We start from the raw sequence: 21,172 nt of genomic DNA, 5'->3' as shown, positions 1-21,172 counted from the left end.
CTTTTTTTACGATCTTTTAACTGGTGATTTGCTTGTTTTGATAGAATTATGATGAAATTTATAAATTTTTTATAAAAAAATCTAAATTTGTTTAAACTGAAAAAACGTTTTCTTTATAAAGGTATAGAAAATTTGATTTCATTGAAATGTTATCCAATTTCATCTTTTTAAGAAAAAAATAGTTTCACGTGGCGCATTTCTGGTAATCATTATTTAGTTGAATTATTGCAAATTTATAGTATTTGTTATTAAAAAAAATAAGCTAGTCTCTTTTTTGTTAAAAAAGAATTTTTTTATTCTAGATTGTGAAAAGAGGCAACGTTTTAAATAGCCCTTTAAAATGTTGCCTTCTTAACGTATAATAAGCTAGAGATTTTGCGAAAAAAAGTGTTATATAATAGAAAAGTTAGTTAGGAGCGTGTATCAATGGGTAACCCCCTTATTAAAACGATCGCAGTCGCAGCTGTGGGAGTCGGTGCAGTCGCGATTTGTTTTGTCGGTTATCGTGAAAACAACAACAAACAATATCAGCAAAAAGTAAGTTATGCTGAAACTGCCGTTGAAAAAGATCAAGAACGATTAAAAGAAGTGGATAGTGATCTTACATCACTTTATTCAAACAAGGACAAAGTTTTTTTGAAGAAGGACTTGAAAGACGCTGAATTAACCCAAGTTGGTGCCAAGTTGGATGGTGTTAAAGTTTCAGCAGATGATTTTGGTATTGAAGAAACCGATGTGCCAAAAAACATGAAAACTATTGCTAAAGAAAAAGAAACATTAAACAAGCAAATGTCAGATGCTGAAAGTAAGTTTGCCATTCAAAATAATGTGAATGACTTATTTGAAAAACCAGTTACCGATTGGCAAAAAGCACAAAATAATGTCGTTATTAAGGCTAAAGTAAAAGATACAGATGTCGGTGCCGTGCGAGAACGGCTAGGTTTTGTTCAAGAAAGTGATTGGACGAAGCTAGTAAAAGAGTATCTTTCTTATGCAGATGCCCAGATAAAACGAGTAACAAGCATTAATAAGTCCCTTGATAGTATGTTAAAAGACGGTAAAGTGACAGATAATGCCACATATGAAAAATATCTTAGTCTGGTGAACAGCATCAGTCAAGTTCGCAATAAAACATTAAAAGCAGAATTTACTGAACAAGCAGATAAAATTTCAACACAGCTAGGCTTAGGAAAGACAGATTATGGTGAGGCTAACGTAGCAAGTGACACATCAACTTATTCTGAAGCTACGATGCAATCTAGTAACGTAGGGGAAACAAACGAAACGGGCGCTGGAGAATCATATTCTGAAACTGGCTATTAAAGGAGAACAATATGTCTAAAGGAAAAAAGATTGTCTTAGGAATTGTTGGCTTTATCTTAATTCTAACTCTTGCGGTAGTAGGGATTGGGGCCAAAGTCTACATGGATTTAAGCGGTTCGGTTCAAAAAACATACGAATCGGTTGAACGACAACTCGATACAAAACGCAAAGCGGAACAAAAAAACGTGATTGCAGAAAAAAAACCATTTTCTGTGTTACTACTTGGAATAGATACGGGCGATTTAGGGCGAACTGAAATTGGGCGTTCTGATACCATGATGGTTGCAGCTGTGAATCCAAATGCTGAAAAAACATTAATCACAAGTATTCCCCGTGATACATATGTCGACATTGTCGGCAGAGGGACAAAAGATAAAATTAACCACGCCTATGCCTTTGGTGGTGCAGGAATGTCAATGGATACAGTCGAAAAGTACCTTGATATTCCAATTGATCACTATGTTGCCATTAATATGAAGGGCCTAAAAGAATTAGTCGATGCTGTTGGTGGTATTACGGTTACGAATGATCAAAAATTTAGTCAAGATAGTTATACTTTTGAGTATGGCAAAATTCAATTGAACGGCGATCAAGCACTATCATTTTCACGCATGCGACATGAAGATCCAAGAGGCGATTATGGTCGGCAAGAACGGCAACGCAAGATTGTTGAAGGTGTGGCAAAAAAATTATTAACCTTTGACGGTGTAACCCGTTATAAAGAAGTGCTTGATGCAATGGAGACCAACGTTAAAACGGATATGAGTTTTGATGATATGAAGAAAATTGCAGCCGATTATCGTAGCGCCTTTGGCAAAATTCAGCAAGATCAAATGCAAGGTGACGGTTTTATGCAAGACGGCATTTCTTACCAACGAGTTAGCCAAACCGAATTAGATCGCGTCCAAACCGAACTTAAAAAGACATTAGCAGTAAATAACTAAAGAAAGTGGCGAAAAAATGGAAGAGACAATCAGTCTGAAACAAATTTTTGATATTTTACGAAAACATTTAGCTTCAATTTTCATCTGTAGCTTTATTGGACTTGCACTAGCTGGAGTGGCAACATTCTTTATTATCACTCCCCAATATAGCTCGCAGGCACAATTAATTGTAACCTTACCTCAAGGGGATACAGCAACAGCAAACCCCAATGACGTAAATACGAATTTGCAAATGATTAATACGTATAAAGAACTTGTTACCGGGGACTTGGTAATTGACCAAGTTAAAGACCGTTTAGAATCAGAATACAACTTAGATATGAACACAAATGAAATTAAAGGTGCATTGGAAGTTACGCAACAACAAAATTCATTAATGTTTTCGATTAAAGCGACAGATAGTAGTGCAATTAATGCGGAGCATATTGCCAACACAACGGCGCAAATTTTCCAAGAAACGGCCAAAGATGTGCTAGAAGTTAATAAAATCTCAATCATCTCAAAAGCATCTGCAAGTATGACACCAGTTTCACCAAATAATAAATTGAATTTGGCAATTGGTCTAGTATTAGGTTTGATGATTGGCGTTGGTCTAGCTTTTGTATTAGAACTTTTGGACAGAACTGTGAAGGATGATAAGTTTGTTTCAGAAGATTTAGGCTTTACGATTTTAGGTACCGTACCACAAATGAGTCAAAAAGAATTAGATGCTACTATTCAGAAGAAACCATTAATTCCATCATTTAAAAAATCAAACGAAAATCAAAATAAAAATGCAGAAGCTGCTTCAAGACGCAGTCGTTCACGTGTATAAGGAGGAGCAAAAATGTCAAAAAAACATACAGAACGTAAAGGAGCTCAAACTCATCCTGTAAGTTTGATTACTTTAGTTGACCCATCCTCACCAATTTCAGAACAATTTAGAACGATTCGTACCAACATTCAATTTGCTTCTTCCGCAGATCGTCAAATTAAGACAATTGTTGTAACATCATCTGGACCGGGAGAAGGCAAATCGACAAGTTCAGCGAATCTAGCAGTTGTATTTGCAAAATCAGGGCAGCGGGTACTTCTAGTGGATGCCGATATGCGTAAACCAACTGTCTACAAAACTTTCAATTTAAGTAATGAGATTGGTTTAAGTACAGTATTAAGTACACAAAAAAGTGTTTTAGAAGCTGCCCAGCCGTCAGGTGTTGAGAATTTATCAATTTTAACCAGTGGTCCGAAAGCGCCAAATCCATCTGAATTATTAGGCTCTGCGCGGATGGATCAAGTAATTGATGAAGCCCGAAATTTATACGATATTGTCATTTTTGATATGCCGCCGGTTGTGGCAGTGACAGATGCACAAATTATGGCATCAAAAGCAGATGGAACGGTACTTGTAATCCGGGAAAATGTCTCTCGGAAAGAATCATTGGTAAAAGCACGGGATTTATTAAAAATGGTTGGCGCACGTGTATTAGGTGTTGTCTATAATGGTGCACAACATACAAAAGATCAAGGTTATTATTATTACTACGGTAGTTAAAAAATTTTAGGAGTGAGGAACGATGATTGATTTACATTGTCATATTTTACCCGGGGTAGATGATGGAGCTGAAGATTTAGCTGCTAGTATTGCAATGGCTGAAAAAGCGATTAGCCAAGGAATTACCCATATTCTTTGTACGCCACATCATAATAATGGGAAATATTCAAATCCTAAATCAACTGTTGTTCCTCGTGTCCTAGCTCTGCAAGCAGAGCTGGACAAACGGAATTTGTCATTAACGGTTCTAGAAGGACAGGAAGTGCGAATTACGGGCGAACTAATCGAAGACATTAAAAATAATGAGATTCTATTTACAGATTTAGATGATACATATATTTTAATCGAATTTCCGACAATAGATGTACCAGCATATACAGAAGATATTTTTTTTCAACTTCGTGGCATGGGGAAAATTCCAGTTATCGTACACCCAGAGCGAAATGCTAAATTTCGTGAAGACCCTAATCATTTAATTGAATATTTAGATATGGGCTGCTTAGCTCAATTGACAGCACCAAGTTACGTTGGCACTTTTGGTAAATCTATTCAGAAAACGGCCAAAGAAATGGTCGAACATAACTTAGTCCAAATGGTAGCTTCGGATGCTCATGGGGTGAAGAAGCGTAACTTTTACATGAAAGAAGCTTATGAAGCAATTGCAAAGGATTTTGGTGAAGCCAAAGTTGTTGCGATGAAACAGGTAGCAAAAGATTTGTTAAATGGGGATCAAATCCTATTGCCAAATTATACTGCAGTGAAAAAGAAAAAATTTGGGTTATTTTAGGGGGAGTAAGTGTGTTTGCATTAACACGAAGAAGAAAAATTGCAATATTGGTTGTGGTTGACTGTATTTTAATTGCAATTGCTAATTTATTAGCGTATGTATTTATGAAACCTTTCGTACCAATTTCTGAAAGGTTTGTACTATCCTCTACGCTACTTTCAATAGGCTTATACTTAGTTTTTGGTTTTGTCTTTCACGTTTTTACACGGATTAATCGTTATACCAATCTAAGAGAGATGATTGCTATTTTTTTAGCGACAACCTCACAATCTTTTTTTAGTATCATTTTATTATCTATTTTTTCAGATAATATTTTTAGTCGTCGTTTAGAGTTATTTACATATATTTTATCGACATTTTTGATTATCAGTAGTCGTTTAATCTGGCGCTTGTTTGTGGAATGGCGGAATATGCGTGGTAAAAATCAAAATGCTGATGAAGTAAAACGCACCATAATCGTTGGTGCTGGCGAAGGTGGTCGTATTCTGTTAAATAGTTTTTTGGGCTCAAAAACCGCCGGGGACATTGACGTTATAGGTTTTGTTGATGATGACCCCAACAAACAAAAAATTTACCTTTCAGGCAGACGTGTATTAGGTAGAATTAGCGATTTACCAGAACTTGTACAACAGAATGATATTGACATGGTGACAATTGCTATCCCGTCTTTATCGCGAAAAAAACTGCGTGAAATTTTTCAACTGCTAGAATCAACTGAAGTAAAAGTTAACACGATGCCTTCAATGGAAGAAGTTGCAGCAGGAAAAGTTAGTTTGTCACGCTTAAAAGAAATTGATGTCGTTGATTTATTAGGAAGAGAAGAAGTTAAGCTTGACATTGCAGCTATTAAAGATCAATTAACGGGGAAAACGATTTTAGTGACCGGTGCTGGTGGCTCAATTGGTTCGGAAATTTGTCGACAAGTTTCTAATTTTAACCCAAAACGAATTTTATTACTTGGACATGGGGAAAATTCCATTTACCAGATTCATCGGGAATTGACTACAAAGTATAAAGGAAAAGTAACGGAATATGTTCCGGTTATTGCCGATGTGCAAGATCGCAAATTAATTTTTGAATTGATGGAGCGTTACCATCCGGATATTGTCTATCATGCCGCCGCCCATAAACACGTTCCTTTGATGGAGTATAATCCCAGAGAGTCCGTAAAAAACAATGTCTATGGGACAAAAAACGTGGCAGAAGCTGCTAAAGCAAATAATGTAAAAAACTTTGTTATGATCTCAACAGATAAAGCCAACAATCCACCAAATGTGATGGGTTCAACAAAGCGAATAGCAGAAATGATTGTCACAAGCTTAAATGAAACTGGAAAAACTAAATTTTCAGCAGTTCGCTTCGGTAACGTACTAGGTTCTCGCGGCAGTGTTATTCCATTATTTAGAGAACAAATCGCAAAAGGTGGCCCCGTGACAGTTACGGATTTTCGGATGACCCGCTATTTTATGACAATCCCAGAAGCAAGCCGGTTGGTAATCCAATCTGGTGCCTTAGCAAAAGGTGGTGAAATATTTGTGCTAGATATGGGCGAACCCGTTAAAATTATCGATTTAGCCAAAAATATGATCCGTTTAAGTGGTTACAGTGAAGATGATATTGAAATTGTAGAAGCGGGTATTCGTCCTGGGGAAAAATTGTATGAAGAATTGCTTTTAGATAAAGAGCGTAATGATGAAGAAGTTTATGAAAAGATATTTGTTGGTAATATCAAGGGATTTGATTTAACACAGGTAATGGCTTTTGTTAAAAGCTTAGCTGATGTTGATGACAAAGAATTGGCTAGAGAGGTTGTGAAATTTGCAAATGCCTCGAATAAATAGAAAAATCATTATTGTCGGAACTGGTGGATTTGCGAAGGAAGTAACATTCTTACTTTCACGTATTGAAAATTATCAACTACTAGGCTATGTGGATGATAATAGTGATTTACACGGGAACGTGATTTTAGACTACCCAGTAATAGGAAATACAGATTATTTATTATCTTTAGATGAAGAGTGTGCTATTGCTATCGGAATTGCCAATCCACAGGCTAAAAAAAATATCTATAAAAAACTGAGAACTAAATCAAATTTAATATTCCCTAATTTGATAGATCCAAGTGCTTTATTTGGTCTTGAGATTGAGATGGGGATTGGAAATATTATTATGGCCAACACTACTTTTACTAGCTCAATCAGACTAGGTAATTTTAATATGATAAATATTGCTACAACAATCGGTCATGATGTTGAAATAGGTAGTTACAACTCGTTGTTTCCAAGCATTAATGTTTCGGGGAATGTTAGGATTGGGAATGAAACTAGTATTGGTGTAGGTAGTAAAATTATTCAGGGACTAGCAGTAGGAGAAGCATCAATTATCGGAGCTGGTAGTGTTGTGATAAGAGATATCGAGAGTAAGACAAAAAATGTTGGAGTACCAACTAGAGTAATAGAAAGCTGGGAATAAAATGGAAAATGAACGTATATTGTTGTCTTCACCACATATGAGTGATCAAGGATATGAACAAGAATATGTACAAGAGGCATTTGATACAAACTGGATTGCTCCCTTGGGTGCAAATGTTACAGGTTTTGAAAATGAGTTAGCTGAACTCGTAGGTGCGGGACATGCAGCCGCTTTAGTTTCAGGAACTTCGGCAATCCATATGGCTTTAAAGGCAGTTGGTGTTGGAAAAGGGGATGTAGTGATTTGTCAGTCATTGACTTTTTCGGCCACAGCTAATCCTATTATTTATCAAGATGCTACACCGGTATTTGTTGATAGTGATAAAGATTCATGGAATATGAATCCTGCATATTTACGGAAAGCTTTAGAAAAATATCCAGATGCCAAAGCTGTTATTGTTGTTCATCTTTATGGACTATCTGCGAAATTAGATGAAATTATGGAAATATGTAAAGAATTTAATGTACCATTGATTGAAGATGCTGCAGAATCATTGGGTACGACATATAAGGGGAAATATACTGGCACTTTTGGAGATTATGGTATTTATTCTTTTAATGGTAATAAAATCATCACAACGTCTGGCGGGGGCATGTTGGTTTCTAACAACGAAGAGAGAATTGCGAAAGTCCGTTTTTGGGCAACGCAAGCGCGGGACCAAGCAAGACATTATCAACATAGTGAGATTGGCTATAACTATCGTATGAGCAACATTGTTGCTGGTATTGGCAGAGGTCAGTTGAAAGTCTTGAAGGACCGTATTGCCAAAAAACGCTATATACATGATTTTTATAAAGAAGAATTGAAAGAATTATCGCAGATTTCATTTATGCCAGAAAATGATTGGGATTTTTCAAACTATTGGCTATCAGCTATTACTTTAAAAGACGTGAATCCAACCTACTTGATGGACGAGTTGGAAAAAGAAAATATCGAGTCTCGACCTATTTGGAAGCCAATGCATCTGCAGCCTGTATTTGAAAAGTACGATTATATTGGGGAAACCGTTGCTCAACGACTTTTTGAAACAGGTGTATGTCTACCTTCGGATTCAAAAATGTCCGATGAGGATCTAAGCCGAGTAGCAACTGTTATAAAGCGAGTGTTGTCCAATGAGAAAGGCTAGTTTTTATAGAAAGTATGTAAAACGTTGCTTGGATATTTTGCTTTCCGGCCTAGCTTTGATTGTTTTAAGCCCAATTTTTCTAATTGTGGCTATTTTAGTAAGGACTAAGTTGGGCTCCCCAGTTTTGTTTAAACAACTTCGGCCAGGGAAAAATGAACATATTTTTCCAATGTATAAGTTTCGAACGATGACTGATGAGAAAGATAGTACAGGTAATTTGTTGCCAGATGAAATGCGGCTAACAAAATTTGGAAAATTACTGAGATCTACGAGTCTTGATGAATTACCCGAACTCTGGAATATTCTTAAGGGAGATATGAGTATTATTGGTCCAAGACCGCTGCTCGTTGAATACCTACCATTGTATAATTCAGAACAAAAGAAGCGCCATGAGGTTAGACCAGGGCTAACTGGCTTGGCTCAAGTAAATGGTCGAAATGCGATAAGTTGGGAAGAAAAATTTAATTTGGATTGTAAATATGTGGATAATATTACATTTAGGGTTGATGTGAAGATATTTTTCTTAACGATAAAAAAAGTATTTGTTAGAGAAGGGATATCTGCAGATGAACATGTCACGATTGAAAGATTTGAGGGAAATAAATCATGAGTCTTAACATTCTCTTCTTGTCGTTATTAGATTTTGATAGTTTAAATGAAAGAAATATATATACAGATTTACTTTCAGAATTCAAAAAAAATGGGCATAACATATCTATAATTTCTCCGGTGGAATTAAAAAAAAAGAAAGTAACTAAGCTAATTAATATAGAAAAGAATTGTCGGATTTTAAAGCTTAGAATAGGCAATATACAAAAAACAAATTTGATAGAAAAAGGAATATCAACAATTCGCTTAGAAAGTCAATATATACAAGGAATAAAAAAATATTTTTCGGATGTATCATTTGATTTGATTATTTATTCAACACCACCCGTTACCTTTCAGAAAGTAGTTAGTTTTGTAAAGAAAAGAGACAACGCAAAAAGTTATTTGTTACTAAAGGATATATTTCCTCAAAATGCTGTAGATCTGAATAAGTTGAAAACTATATCTATTATCTATAAATATTTCAGATACAAAGAGAAGAAACTATATGAAGCATCTGATTACATTGGAACAATGTCAAAGGGAAATTCAGAATATTTGCTAAAAAATAATCCTTTTTTGAATGACAAAATTATAGAAGTAAATCCAAATTCCATTCGTGTTGAAGAATTTAATAAAGATATAGATAATGAGAACATGCGTCAGCAATTGGATATACCAGAGAGTGATACATTACTTCTTTATGGAGGCAACTTGGGAATTCCACAAGGAATAGATTTTTTGTTAGAAATTGCTGAATACATTGACGTGATACAAGGAGTATCTTTGGTGATTGTTGGATCAGGTACGGAGTATGAAAAAATCCAAATTTACTTATCTAATATGAAATTAAAAAAAACACAGCTAATGAAATATTTGCCTAAAGAAAATTACAATAATCTTGAAAAAACGGCGGATATAGGTTTGATTCTTTTAGATAAACGGTTCACAATTCCTAATATTCCGTCAAGAATGTTAGGGTATATGCAAGCTCAGCTACCAATACTTGCTGCGACTGATATCAATACAGACTTAAAGGATTTATTGGTTGATGGAGAATATGGGTTATGGTCTCAACATGGTGACATAGATGGTTTTAAGAATAATTTATCAGTATTGTTAGACAAAGATAAAAGAAATATCATGGGGAATAACGGTTACGAGTATTTAAAGAATAATTTTGATGTTTCAAAATCATATAAAAATATAATAAGACACTTTAGCGAGGATGAAGACAATGTTAGAAAATAAAACGTTACTAATCACAGGGGGTACAGGATCTTTTGGTAATGCTGTTATGAAGGGATTCTTAGATTCTGGTTTAAAAGAAATTCGTATTTTTTCTCGTGATGAAAAGAAACAAGATGATATGCGCAAGAAATACAATAATGATAAGTTGAAATTTTACATAGGGGATGTGCGTGATTTAGCTAGTGTAAAAAACGCGATGTACGGCGTAAATTATGTATTTCATGCGGCTGCTTTAAAACAAGTGCCCTCTTGTGAATTTTTCCCAATTGAAGCTGTAAAGACTAATATTTTAGGAACAGATAACGTTTTAACTGCTGCTGTTGAGGCTGGTGTTGAGAAAGTTATTTGTTTATCTACTGATAAAGCAGCTTATCCAATCAATGCAATGGGGATTTCAAAAGCAATGATGGAAAAAGTAATTATCGCCAAAGCTCGTGCTGTTGAAGGAACAGGAACTATGATTTGCTGCACACGCTATGGTAACGTTATGGCTTCCAGAGGGTCAGTTATTCCCCTATTTATTGAACAAATTAAAGCTGGTAAACCATTAACAGTGACAGATCCAGATATGACACGTTTCTTAATGAATCTTGATGAAGCAGTAGGCTTAGTGGCATTTGCATTTGAAAATGCTTCACCTGGCGATATCATGGTTCAAAAATCACCTGCTTCAACTGTAGGCGATTTGGCTCAAGCTGTAAAAGAACTATTTAATGTTGATAATGAAATTCATATTATTGGAACACGACACGGCGAAAAGCGCTTTGAAACTTTATTAACGCGTGAAGAGTACCTTGTTGCAAAAGATATGGGTGGTTTCTACCGCGTTCCTGCAGATAAACGTGATTTAAATTATGATAAGTATTTTGTAGATGGAGATAAAAAATTGTCTCAAGATGAAGAGTATAATTCTGATAATACACATCGCTTAACCATTGATGAAATTAAAGAAAAATTATTGGAATTAGATATTATACAAGAAGAATTGAAAGCTTGGAGTGCCAAATGAAGATACTAGTAACCGGGGCTAAAGGCTTTGTAGGAAAAAATTTAGTTGCTCAATTAAAGAATTTGAATCAACATGAAGTATATGAATACGATATTAATACCTCTAAAGATTTATTGGAACAATACTGTGAAAATGCTGAGTTTGTCTTTCATTTGGCAGGCGTTAATCGGCCTAAAGATGAAACTGAGTTTATGACTGGAAATTTTGGCTTTTCTTCGGAACTATTAAGTATCTTAAAAGAAAAGAATAATAATTGTCCTGTTGTGCTGTCTTCTTCCACACAAGCTGAGCTTGATAATCCTTACGGAAAAAGCAAGAAAGCTGGTGAAGATTTATTCAGAAACTACTCTAAAGAAACGAGCACGGATGTTTACATCTATCGTTTTGCCAATTTATATGGAAAATGGTCACGTCCAAATTACAATACTGTTGTGGCAACATTTTGCTATAAAATAGCTCGTGATGAAGAAGTTACCGTTAATGATCCAAACGTAATAATTGATTTTTGCTATATTGATGATGTAGTTAGTGAGTTATTACGTTGTTTGGTTGGAAATCCAACTACTATTGATGGTTTCTGTGTCGTTCCTGAGATTGATTCAATTTCTATCGGAAGATTGAAAGATTTGATTATCTCTTTTAAGGAAAGCCGCAAAACTCTATCTTTACCAGAATTAAATCAACGCTTTGAGAAAAATTTATATAGTACTTACTTAAGTTTTCTACCAGAAGATCAGTTTAGTTACCCATTAAAAATGAATATTGATAATCGTGGTTCTTTTACCGAATTTTTGCGAACGCCAGATCGTGGTCAAGTTTCCATTAATATTTCAAAACCTGGAATAACAAAAGGAAATCATTGGCATCATACTAAAAATGAAAAATTTTTAGTGGTAAGTGGTACTGGCGTTATCCGTTTTAGGAAAATCGATACTGATGAAATTATTGAATATTTTGTTTCAGGAGAAAAACTTGAAGTAGTTGACATTCCAGTCGGTTATACACATAATATCGAAAATTTAGGTGATAACGATATGGTAACTGTTATGTGGGTCAACGAGGTTTTTGATCCGAAAAATCCTGATACTTATTACGTGGAGGTCTGACATGAAAAAGTTAAAAGTCATGACTGTAGTTGGAACGCGCCCCGAAATTATTCGCCTTGCTGCAGTGATCAATCGATTAGAAGAATCTGAGGCAATTGAACATATTTTAGTTCATACAGGGCAAAATTACGACTATGAATTAAATGAAGTGTTTTTTGAAGATTTTAAATTAAGAAAACCTGATTATTTCCTAAATGCTGCTGTAGGTACAGCAATAGAAACAGTTGGCAATATTTTAATAAAAATTGATCCTATTTTAGAGGAAGTACAACCAGATGCATTTCTTGTTTTAGGCGATACAAATAGCTGCTTGTGTGCTATCGCTGCGAAACGTCGACATATTCCGATTTTTCATATGGAAGCCGGAAATCGTTGTTTTGATCAACGAGTACCAGAAGAGACCAATCGTAAAATTGTTGATCATACCGCGGATATCAACTTAACATATAGTGATATTGCAAGAGAATACTTATTACGTGAAGGATTACCTGCAGATCGAGTGATTAAAACTGGAAGCCCAATGTTTGAAGTTTTGAATTCTCGTAAAGAAGATATTGAAAACTCTGATATATTAGAAAAGTTAAATCTAGAAAAAGATGGATACTTTGTCGTATCAGCGCATCGCGAAGAAAATATTAATTCGACAACTAATTTTATGTCGTTAGTTGAGAGTCTAAATGCTATTGCGGAGATTTATCAATTGCCAATTATTATTAGTACTCATCCAAGAACGATGAAAATGATTGAAGCTAAGGGTGTTAAATTCCATGAACTTGTGCAAACCATGAAACCTATGGGATTCAATGACTATAATAAACTACAAGTTAATGCTAAAGCAGTATTAAGTGATAGTGGTACAATCAGCGAAGAATCTTCTATTCTTAGATTTAGAGCGTTAAATATTCGTCAAGCACATGAGCGTCCTGAGGCAATGGAAGAAGCGAGCGTTATGATGGTGGGATTGGATAAAGAAAGAATTTTACAAGGCTTGAAGGTTCTGGAAACTCAGGAAAAAGATACTTTAAGACATGTTGCAGATTATTCGATGCCTAATGTTTCGAATAAAGTATTACGGATTATTTTAAGTTATACAGATTATGTGAATCGTGTGGTGTGGAGTAAATGAGGATTGTTGTGAACGATATTGCGGCTTCTGAAGGAGGAGCAATGTCGGTTTTAAAAGAACTTTATCAGGAGATTATAGACTCTAATGATGATAATGAATGGATTTTTTTACTCAACGATTATTACCTTGAAGAGAAACCAAACATAAAGATTAAGATTCTTCCAGATATAAAAAAAAGTTGGATTAAAAGGCTAAATTTTGATGTCTTTTTTGGGAGAAGATTGATTAATAACTTATTTCCAGATATATACATTTCCTTACAAAATACAGCTACTTTGGGCATCAAAGCTCCACAATTTGTGTATTTACATCAAATATTACCATTTCAAAAAGAAAAACATTTTTCTTTTTTTAAAAAAGAAGAGCGTTTGTACGCTATATATCAAAAAATAATAGGATTAATTATAAAAAAGACCATAAAACTTAGTAAATCTGGAGTAATAGTTCAAACTGTATATTTAGCAAATGAATTAAAAAGACAAATGAATAATGATATTTATATTTTAAAGCCAAAAGTTAAGCCACAGCGTTTTTTTTATGAAGATAAGGAAGTAAGAACATTTTTCTTTCCTGCAGCTGATATTTTGTATAAAAACCATGAAGTTATTTATAAAGCAATTGAAATTCTTAACAAACAAAAAATTGTGAATTTTAAAGTTTTTCTAACTATTGAAAATTCTGGCAAGTATAATGTAAATACATCCAATATTATTTTTTTGGGGAAAATTTCAAGAGAAAAAGTTTTAGAAATGTATTCTAAAAGTATATTGATATTTCCATCGTATATTGAATCATATGGTATCCCTTTGTTAGAAGGTATGAATTCCGGAACGAAGATATTTGCGGCAAAGACAGAGGTGTCCTTAGAAGTACTAGATGGCTATCCAAATAGTTATTTTTTTGATTTTTTTGATGCCAATCAACTTGCTAATTTAATGAGAAAACAAATTCAAGAGGATATTCCATATATACCAAAGAATGAACGAAAAGAAGATAATGATTCATTATTGGATATAATTACGAGAAATAGATAAGGTTGTGGTGCATAAATGAATAAAAAATTATACGTTAACTTTTATTTTCTTTTAATATTAGGCTATGTCTTATCTTCTTCAATTCAGTTTCAGTCGCTTGGAAAGTTAATGAAATACGCTTTTACATTTTTAATGATTACTTATTTAGTTAAGGAAAAAATCAGCTTGAAAAGATATGCTTTAATTTTAAGCTTATTGGGACCCTTCTTTTTAAGTCCACTAGTTTTGATTTTATTTAATATTTATAGTCTAATGACTGTGGATGCTCTTATCTTTAGTTTTAGTTATATTTTGTTTATCTTTCTCGTTATCGCTGTTATTAGTTTATTTAACGATATATATAATTATTGCAAAATAACGAATATAGCTATTTTTATTTCATTATTTTTGAACGTGATATATAGTAGAGAACTTAAATTTAATATAATCAACTTACTTGCTGATATGCTTGGAAACGAAAGAGAGTATAGAAGTTATTTGGGGTTTACTAATCCTAATGTTGTCGGATTAATTGCTATGGTGGGTCTAATCTGCTGCCTAATATCTATATTAAGAAAAGATCAATTGAAAATGAATTTAATTATGGGGGGATTTTACCTTTTTGTAATAATCAATACAGGTTCCAGAACAGCATTACTTTCACCCGCCTTAGCAATATTTTTTATTATAACAATATACATGATAAAAAAACTACGAATTGAAATTCGCGTTATATTTTTTTGTGTGACCGTCTGTACCATATTGTTATTTTTTATATTCTATTTTGATGATATATCTTTTAATTTATATGAATTTAATACATTAACTAGTGGCAGATTTGAAAGACAAATTATTACAATCCGATATCTCATCGACAATGGATTGACTATGTTTGGAATGGGGAATTTAAATTCTAGTGCCCTCTATTCAGATGAAAATGTTTATGCTCATTTTTTGAATACGGACAACACGCCAACATACTTTTTAGTGACCATTGGATTGTTTGGTTGTATTCAGGTACTAGGTATATTGATAGGAATATTTTGTAAGATTCGCAATTCTAGTCTCATATCCTATTTGTTTTTTTTCATTAGCATTATTTCTTCTTTGTTTGAACATACACTATTTGTACCATCATCTCTTTTTTCTTTATTTTTTTTATGTGGAATTTTTATTTCTTACGACGCAGAATTGGAGGGGAATAGATGAAAAAATATATATTTGTTAGTGATACGAATACCTCAGGAAACACATATGCAGTATTTGGGGAGATGATTAAATCAAGGATTGAAGGAAAATATATTTGGCTTTGTAATAACGAAAAGGAAATTGAAACACATAAGCAGCTGTTAATGAAGCCTAATTTAGAAAATAATATTAAGATTATTTTTGTACAAAAAAAATCTATAAAGGGCTTGTTATTTTCTTTCATTGGAAACTATATATTTTATACGCACGGTTTCTTTGAAAAATTTTCTAGCCCTATTTGGCAAAAAAAAATAAATCTTTGGCATGGTATGCCATTGAAGATGATTGGAAAACTCTCAAATAAAGCTGCAAAATTTAATTTTGATTATACTATAAGTAATTCACCAATTTTTAATGAACCATTAATAAGATCTTTTGGAATTAATCCGGATAAAATATTGCATATGGGATCTCCAAGAAATGATTTTTTTAGCAGTAACGATCAATTCGATTTTTTTGATTTATTTGATAACTTAAATCAAACTGTTATTTGGATGCCCACTTATAGAAAAAATATTTATTCTGAAGATTTGAATGGCGAATATGACGAGAATGCAATATCCTTTTTTAGCTTATTAGATATGCAAAATTTAGATGTTTTTTTAAAAAAGAAAGGTATTAATTTAATCGTTAAACTTCATCCATATGATTTATTGAATAAAAATTATAAGATGGAGCAGGTTAATAAAGAATGTACCAATATAAGGATAGCTACATCTTCAAATAATTTATTACCACAAAACTTTTATTCTATTTTAAACAAGACTTCAGCACTGATTACTGATTATTCATCTATCTATTTTGATTACTTATTATTAAATAAACCAATTGCTATTGACGTTTCAGATCGCACTAAATATGTAAAAAATCGAGGTTTGATAGAGAATGTAGATAAAAGTATTAAAAATTATACTATACACGATATTCAAAGCTTTTTTCTTTTTTTATCATCCCTTGTAGATGATGATAAAGTAACTAGTTTAAAAAGTATGACAGAAGATCAAAAAAATGTATTTCAAAAATATGATAATTTCCCTAATAATTCAAAAGATTTATTAACTCAATTAGGTTTTTTTCAGAGAGGAAGTAAAAAGTGAATATAGTTTTTGTTTCTAATTATTTCAATCATCATATTAAACCTATTGCTGATCATTTTTATCAGCTATTTGGTAATCAGTTTATTTTTGTCGAGACGGTTCAAGCAATGAAGATTGAAAATCTCAAAGGAGCTCAAAACGACGATTTTGAAAATATTCCGTATTTATATTCGATTTATAAGTGTAATAAAAAATATATTTCGGTCGAAAATTTATATAATTTAGTTGCAGAATGTGATCTTGCGATTCAAGGCGACGCTAAAGATATTTTTTTTAAACAAAGATTTGAAAAAAATAAATTAACTTTCCGAATTTCTGAACATATCCTTAAAGGAAATAAATTTGATTTTTTAAGAATAGTAAAATACTTTTTAAGAAATATTAAAATTCGAAATAAAGAAGTCTATCTCCTCTGCGCGAGCTCTCACGTTAGTAGCGATATGAAAAAATGTTTCTCTTTTAAAAATAAAATGTATAAGTGGGGTTATTTTCCAGAGATTATAAAAAATAATAAAAATTTAGTTAACGGAAGAGTAGAAAAAATATTGTGGGTGGGAAGAATGATTGAATGGAAACATCCTGAGATAATTATAACCACTGGAGAAATTATACGAGATTTGAACTATAATTGTTGCATAACTGCTATTGGGGATGGACCTCGTTTACAATATATAAAAGACGAAGTTATTAGAAGAAAACTTGACTCTATAGTGACATTTAAATCTAGTTTAACTAATATTGAAGTACAAAATGAGATGAAAGATTCAGATGTTCTCATATTTAGTAGTGATATTGGTGAAGGCTGGGGAGCTGTTTTAAATGAGGGCATGGCTAATGGCTGTGTTGTTATAGCTAATAGTGACGCAGGTAGTACGAACTATCTAGTGAAGAATGAAATTAATGGATTTGTTTATAATAATTCTCAGGAATCATTTATAGATGCTTTAAAAAACTTATTTACTCTCTCCGAAGTAGATATAGAGAATATTAAGTACTTAGCATATAGTACTATCTATAAAGAATGGTCAGGTAGTGTAGCTGTTGAGCGTCTAATTAAAGTGGTAGATAATATGAAGTTTGGAGATTCCGAAAATAATGTGTATAACGAAGGACCAATGAGTAGAGCGTAATTACTTACTATACGGTAAAATGGATGGAGATATAAATGGATAGAGGAAATAAAAAGTTATTAAGTAATGTAATCTACAGTGGTGTGGCACAACTTCTATTTTTTATTGCCCCACTGTTAACAACACCTTACGTCGCAAGGATATTTTCAGCCACTGAGTTAGGATATTATGCAACTTCCTATTCAATAGCTATGTTTTTTGTCCAGCTAGCTTCTTTTGGAATACCAATATATGGTTCAAGAAAAATTGCTCAAATTAAAAGTAGTGAATTGAGGACAACTACTTTTTTTTCAATTTGGTTTTTACAATTAGTTACGACTGTCGTTTTTTTTCTTTGTTATCTATTACTCATCTTTATTTTCTTTAGAGATAATAAAATATATTTTGTTCAAGCTTTTTTGATACTTGCTTGTATTACAGATATTTCTTGGTTTTTCATAGGAATTGAAGAAATTAAGAAAAATATTATTCGTAATTTTTTAAGTAAGTTAGTGACGATTGTCTTTATTTTCTTACTTATAAGACAAAAAAGTGATTTGTTATTGTATACTTGGATTAATATTCTTGGTGTTTTTTTAGGAAATATATCTATGGTAGTTCAGTTGAAGCCTTTTTTGATTGTAACTTCACAAAAAAAAGTTTTAAAAAAATCAATGGTTTTGGAGAGCTTTGGCTTGTTAATTCCCATAATGACTGATTCCGCTAAGAATGCATTTTCTAGAGTAGTTTTAGCTACTTTTGGAAATTACAAAGATGCAGGTTTATTTGATCAAGGTCTTAAAATTGTTCAAGTATTGAACGGTGTATTACAATCAATAACTACCGCAATTATGCCACGATTAACTTCTTTAGTTGCCGAGAAAAACTATTCCGAAGTTTTTAAATTGGTTGATTATTTTGTGAAAGTGAGCACATTTGTTATCACTATCATAATATGTGGAGTAATTAGTACATCAAGTTATTTTGTTCCGCTTTTCTTTGGCCCAGGGTATGCATCTGTGAGTTGTTTAATGGATATTTCTTCCATTTCGCTTCTTTTCACAGGACTAAGCTTTTTTTTAGGAAAAGGTCTTCTCTTGTCTTTTTCAAAAGACAAGCAATTTAGGATTGCTACATATATTTCTGCGGGAGTATTGTCAATTTCTAACATAATGTTTGTGCCCTTTTATGGAGCAGTAGGTGCATCTCTTTCGTTTGTTTTGTCATCAATTGTGTATTTTGTTGTTATCTTCTTCTTCTTGAGGTTAGATATTTCCAACACGAAGGTATTAAACCACGTGATATACGCAATTGTTGTTATAGCTATTTGGTATTTTGCGGATACTTATATTTTGAAAATGAATATTAATCTTGAAAGTAATTTATCAGGTTTTATTATTTATGGAATCATTGCTATTTTCGGTGTAACAATTTTATTTTTACCTAAAATTCTTAAAGAAAGAGTAAATCTGAATAAATAATTATGTTATCTAGAAAAAAATTTAAAAGGGTGGTTATGATGAAAGTAAGAAGATTCATTGGTCTTTTTTTTATTAATAAGATTTTTAAGGGTACAAGATTTTTTTTATAAAATATAAATTAGCCATTTTTTCAGGTATAAAATTGGGTCATAATGTAAAAATTGTTGGGCCAATAATAATGGGAAATTGTGTGGAGCTAGAGATTGGTGATGAAAGCTGGGTTGGACGCGATTTAAAAATTTATGGAAATGGTTCTGTTATAATAGGGAAAAATTGTGATTTGGCTCCAGACGTATCATTTTACACTGGAGGACATATTGTTGGGATGAGCACTAGAAGGGCTGGTGAAGGAACTACGTATAAAATTAAAATAGAAGATGGATGTTGGATTTGTGGTTCGGTTAAATTTTTCAATAATATTGTGGTTTCTAGTGGAAGTATAATAGCGTTAGGATCAGTTGTTGGTCACGACTGTGAGCCAAATAGCGTCTATGCTGGAGTACCCGCAATTAAGAAAAAAGATTTATTTTAAGTAAATAATTTTTAGAATTTTGGACTAGTAATTAGGTACTTGCAGTATAGTAGCATAAAGTGACTAGTCATCCCCAGGGCGATAAATGGACTATCTGAGCATTAAAAAAATATCATAATGTATTTTTAATGAAACTATGTAACAAAAATATAAAAATTATTTTCCGTATTATAATAATGGTAGTGAAAAAGTTTTGTGTTCTTCGTCAATCGTCGTAAATAGAGTTGTCATATATGATTAGTGAAAAGTAAAAAGCTACCACTAATTTTGAAAAGTAAAATGCAGCTATCGTCGAACGGGGTTGATGTATTGATTGATAAATTAAAATATAGCGGATGAGAATCGTATAAAAATTTGTTTTTACATAAAGTAAAATATTTCGTGCATATATCTTTTCTCATTTTTAAATCGCCATTTGATACGTGATAAGAAGAGCATATATTTTTTTCGGCTATTAATATGGTCTTAATAAATAGTATATAACGAGTATAGAATTTATTTAATTTTGGTTAGGTTTAAAATAGAGTATTTTTAACGAGTATGATATCATTTTCATTAACCTTGGAGGTGATTCCCATCTACAAAAACGCAATTCGCCTAATAGCACTACTTATCATCGCTATAATGTATACGACAAAATTTTATTTTCTATCACTCAATACTTTGCTGGCCTATATTCCACTAGAGTTATCTTTTCATATAAAAGATACCCGTTTTCCGGTGATACAAGTTATTTTAGGCGGTATTTGGTTACTATTTTTTCCAAACATTCCCTATTTAGTGACCGATATTGTGCACTCGGATATGTTGCAGTTATATAATTATGCTGATGGTAGCAGTTTGCCAAGTGTGCGGTTGTGGGCGCTGTTAATTGCTTTGTTTTTAGTAATTTTTGCTTTTAATTTGTGGGGATTCTCTGAGTTATTAAAGCTGGCCCGTTATTTCAAAGATAGACTGAACTTGCACCGGTATGTGATTCGTTTTATCATTGGTGCGATTTGTTTTCTTTCTTCAATGGGAATTTATGCGGGGAGATTTCCGCCGCGCTTACATTCTATCTATTTTCTGACCGATCCGTTAAAAGTTTTCGATATTGTTTTTTTGCAGTGGTCACAGAAAAAATTGGAATTTGTTTTATTATTCTTTGTTCTTCATTTGGGAATTTTGACTGTATTGTATATTCAGAACTTGTTAATGGGGCGTAAAGGCGAAAATTTTTAAAAAAATAATTGGCTAGAGTTGCATTTTGTACTGATTTCCAAAAGTTAGATAAAAAATCTAACTTTTGGGTGTCAGTATTTTTATGGCTTTAGCCAATTCCTATTTTCTGGCTTCTCGTTGGTTTTATAGCCGCTTTTATGGTACTTTTGAATTAAAGAAAAGGGTTTTATATGGATGCTTTTTTAGTTAAGAGTGCTTAGGAGGG

At 32.7% G+C, this 21,172-nt stretch carries 20 protein-coding genes; all 20 read left to right on the top strand.

Annotation, left to right across the window (positions count from 1 at the left end; translation table 11 throughout):
* Positions 1–426: 426 nt before the first annotated feature.
* On the top strand, positions 427–1,323 hold the full coding sequence (locus K4422_RS06935) for a hypothetical protein (protein WP_230710082.1): 897 nt from the start codon (positions 427–429) through the stop codon (positions 1,321–1,323).
* Between the two features lie 11 nt (positions 1,324–1,334).
* Complete coding sequence (locus tag K4422_RS06930; protein WP_230710080.1) at positions 1,335–2,267, top strand: LCP family glycopolymer transferase; 933 nt, start codon at positions 1,335–1,337, stop codon at positions 2,265–2,267.
* A gap of 16 nt (positions 2,268–2,283) precedes the next feature.
* Positions 2,284–3,081: a YveK family protein gene (locus tag K4422_RS06925; RefSeq protein ID WP_230710078.1), complete on the top strand. Its 798-nt coding sequence runs from the start codon at positions 2,284–2,286 to the stop codon at positions 3,079–3,081.
* Positions 3,082–3,093: 12 nt separating this feature from the next.
* Entirely contained in the window at positions 3,094–3,801 is a 708-nt protein-coding gene (locus K4422_RS06920; RefSeq protein WP_230710076.1) for a CpsD/CapB family tyrosine-protein kinase, read from the top strand.
* A gap of 22 nt (positions 3,802–3,823) precedes the next feature.
* Positions 3,824–4,588 (top strand): tyrosine-protein phosphatase, encoded by a 765-nt coding sequence (locus K4422_RS06915; protein ID WP_230710074.1) that lies wholly within the window; start codon positions 3,824–3,826, stop codon positions 4,586–4,588.
* Between the two features lie 11 nt (positions 4,589–4,599).
* Positions 4,600–6,429 carry a polysaccharide biosynthesis protein gene (locus K4422_RS06910; protein ID WP_230710071.1) on the top strand — a complete coding sequence of 610 codons (1,830 nt, stop codon included), beginning with the start codon at positions 4,600–4,602 and terminating at the stop codon, positions 6,427–6,429.
* On the top strand, positions 6,413–7,060 hold the full coding sequence (locus K4422_RS06905; RefSeq protein WP_230710069.1) for an acetyltransferase: 648 nt from the start codon (positions 6,413–6,415) through the stop codon (positions 7,058–7,060). Before K4422_RS06910 ends, K4422_RS06905 begins: the two co-directional genes overlap by 17 nt.
* Position 7,061: 1 nt before the next feature.
* Positions 7,062–8,186 (top strand): DegT/DnrJ/EryC1/StrS family aminotransferase, encoded by a 1,125-nt coding sequence (locus K4422_RS06900; RefSeq protein ID WP_230710067.1) that lies wholly within the window; start codon positions 7,062–7,064, stop codon positions 8,184–8,186.
* Complete coding sequence (locus K4422_RS06895; RefSeq protein WP_230710066.1) at positions 8,173–8,796, top strand: sugar transferase; 624 nt, start codon at positions 8,173–8,175, stop codon at positions 8,794–8,796. Before K4422_RS06900 ends, K4422_RS06895 begins: the two co-directional genes overlap by 14 nt.
* Positions 8,793–10,025, top strand: coding sequence for a glycosyltransferase family 4 protein (locus K4422_RS06890; RefSeq protein ID WP_230710064.1), 1,233 nt, complete (start codon positions 8,793–8,795; stop codon positions 10,023–10,025). The genes K4422_RS06895 and K4422_RS06890 overlap by 4 nt, the downstream gene beginning before the upstream one ends.
* Positions 10,012–11,034 (top strand): polysaccharide biosynthesis protein, encoded by a 1,023-nt coding sequence (locus K4422_RS06885; RefSeq protein WP_230710062.1) that lies wholly within the window; start codon positions 10,012–10,014, stop codon positions 11,032–11,034. The genes K4422_RS06890 and K4422_RS06885 overlap by 14 nt, the downstream gene beginning before the upstream one ends.
* Positions 11,031–12,140, top strand: a complete 1,110-nt coding sequence (locus K4422_RS06880; protein WP_230710060.1) for a polysaccharide biosynthesis C-terminal domain-containing protein — start codon at positions 11,031–11,033, stop codon at positions 12,138–12,140. Before K4422_RS06885 ends, K4422_RS06880 begins: the two co-directional genes overlap by 4 nt.
* Before the next feature lies 1 nt (position 12,141).
* The gene (gene wecB / locus K4422_RS06875) at positions 12,142–13,266 is read left to right on the top strand and encodes a non-hydrolyzing UDP-N-acetylglucosamine 2-epimerase (RefSeq protein WP_230710058.1); all 1,125 of its coding nucleotides are present in this window, start codon (positions 12,142–12,144) and stop codon (positions 13,264–13,266) included.
* A gap of 8 nt (positions 13,267–13,274) precedes the next feature.
* Positions 13,275–14,300 (top strand): glycosyltransferase, encoded by a 1,026-nt coding sequence (locus K4422_RS13625; RefSeq protein ID WP_230710057.1) that lies wholly within the window; start codon positions 13,275–13,277, stop codon positions 14,298–14,300.
* A 15-nt stretch (positions 14,301–14,315) separates the two neighbouring features.
* Positions 14,316–15,488 (top strand): O-antigen ligase family protein, encoded by a 1,173-nt coding sequence (locus K4422_RS06865; protein WP_230710055.1) that lies wholly within the window; start codon positions 14,316–14,318, stop codon positions 15,486–15,488.
* A complete protein-coding gene (locus tag K4422_RS06860) occupies positions 15,485–16,624 on the top strand; it encodes a CDP-glycerol glycerophosphotransferase family protein (protein ID WP_230710053.1) in 1,140 nt (379 codons plus the stop codon). Before K4422_RS06865 ends, K4422_RS06860 begins: the two co-directional genes overlap by 4 nt.
* Positions 16,621–17,754, top strand: a complete 1,134-nt coding sequence (locus K4422_RS13620) for a glycosyltransferase (protein WP_230710051.1) — start codon at positions 16,621–16,623, stop codon at positions 17,752–17,754. Before K4422_RS06860 ends, K4422_RS13620 begins: the two co-directional genes overlap by 4 nt.
* A 35-nt stretch (positions 17,755–17,789) precedes the next feature.
* On the top strand, positions 17,790–19,214 hold the full coding sequence (locus K4422_RS06850) for an oligosaccharide flippase family protein (protein ID WP_230710049.1): 1,425 nt from the start codon (positions 17,790–17,792) through the stop codon (positions 19,212–19,214).
* A 142-nt stretch (positions 19,215–19,356) separates the two neighbouring features.
* Entirely contained in the window at positions 19,357–19,746 is a 390-nt protein-coding gene (locus K4422_RS06845; protein ID WP_230710047.1) for an acyltransferase, read from the top strand.
* 624 nt (positions 19,747–20,370) lie between these two features.
* Positions 20,371–20,967 (top strand): DUF1361 domain-containing protein, encoded by a 597-nt coding sequence (locus K4422_RS06840; protein WP_230710045.1) that lies wholly within the window; start codon positions 20,371–20,373, stop codon positions 20,965–20,967.
* Positions 20,968–21,172: the final 205 nt, after the last annotated feature.

The organism is Enterococcus sp. SMC-9, from assembly GCF_021011285.1.
GTDB lineage: Bacteria > Bacillota > Bacilli > Lactobacillales > Enterococcaceae > Enterococcus_C > Enterococcus_C montenegrensis.
The sequence above is the reverse complement of the archived record's forward strand: the minus strand, read 5'-3'. Positions and strand labels throughout refer to the sequence as shown.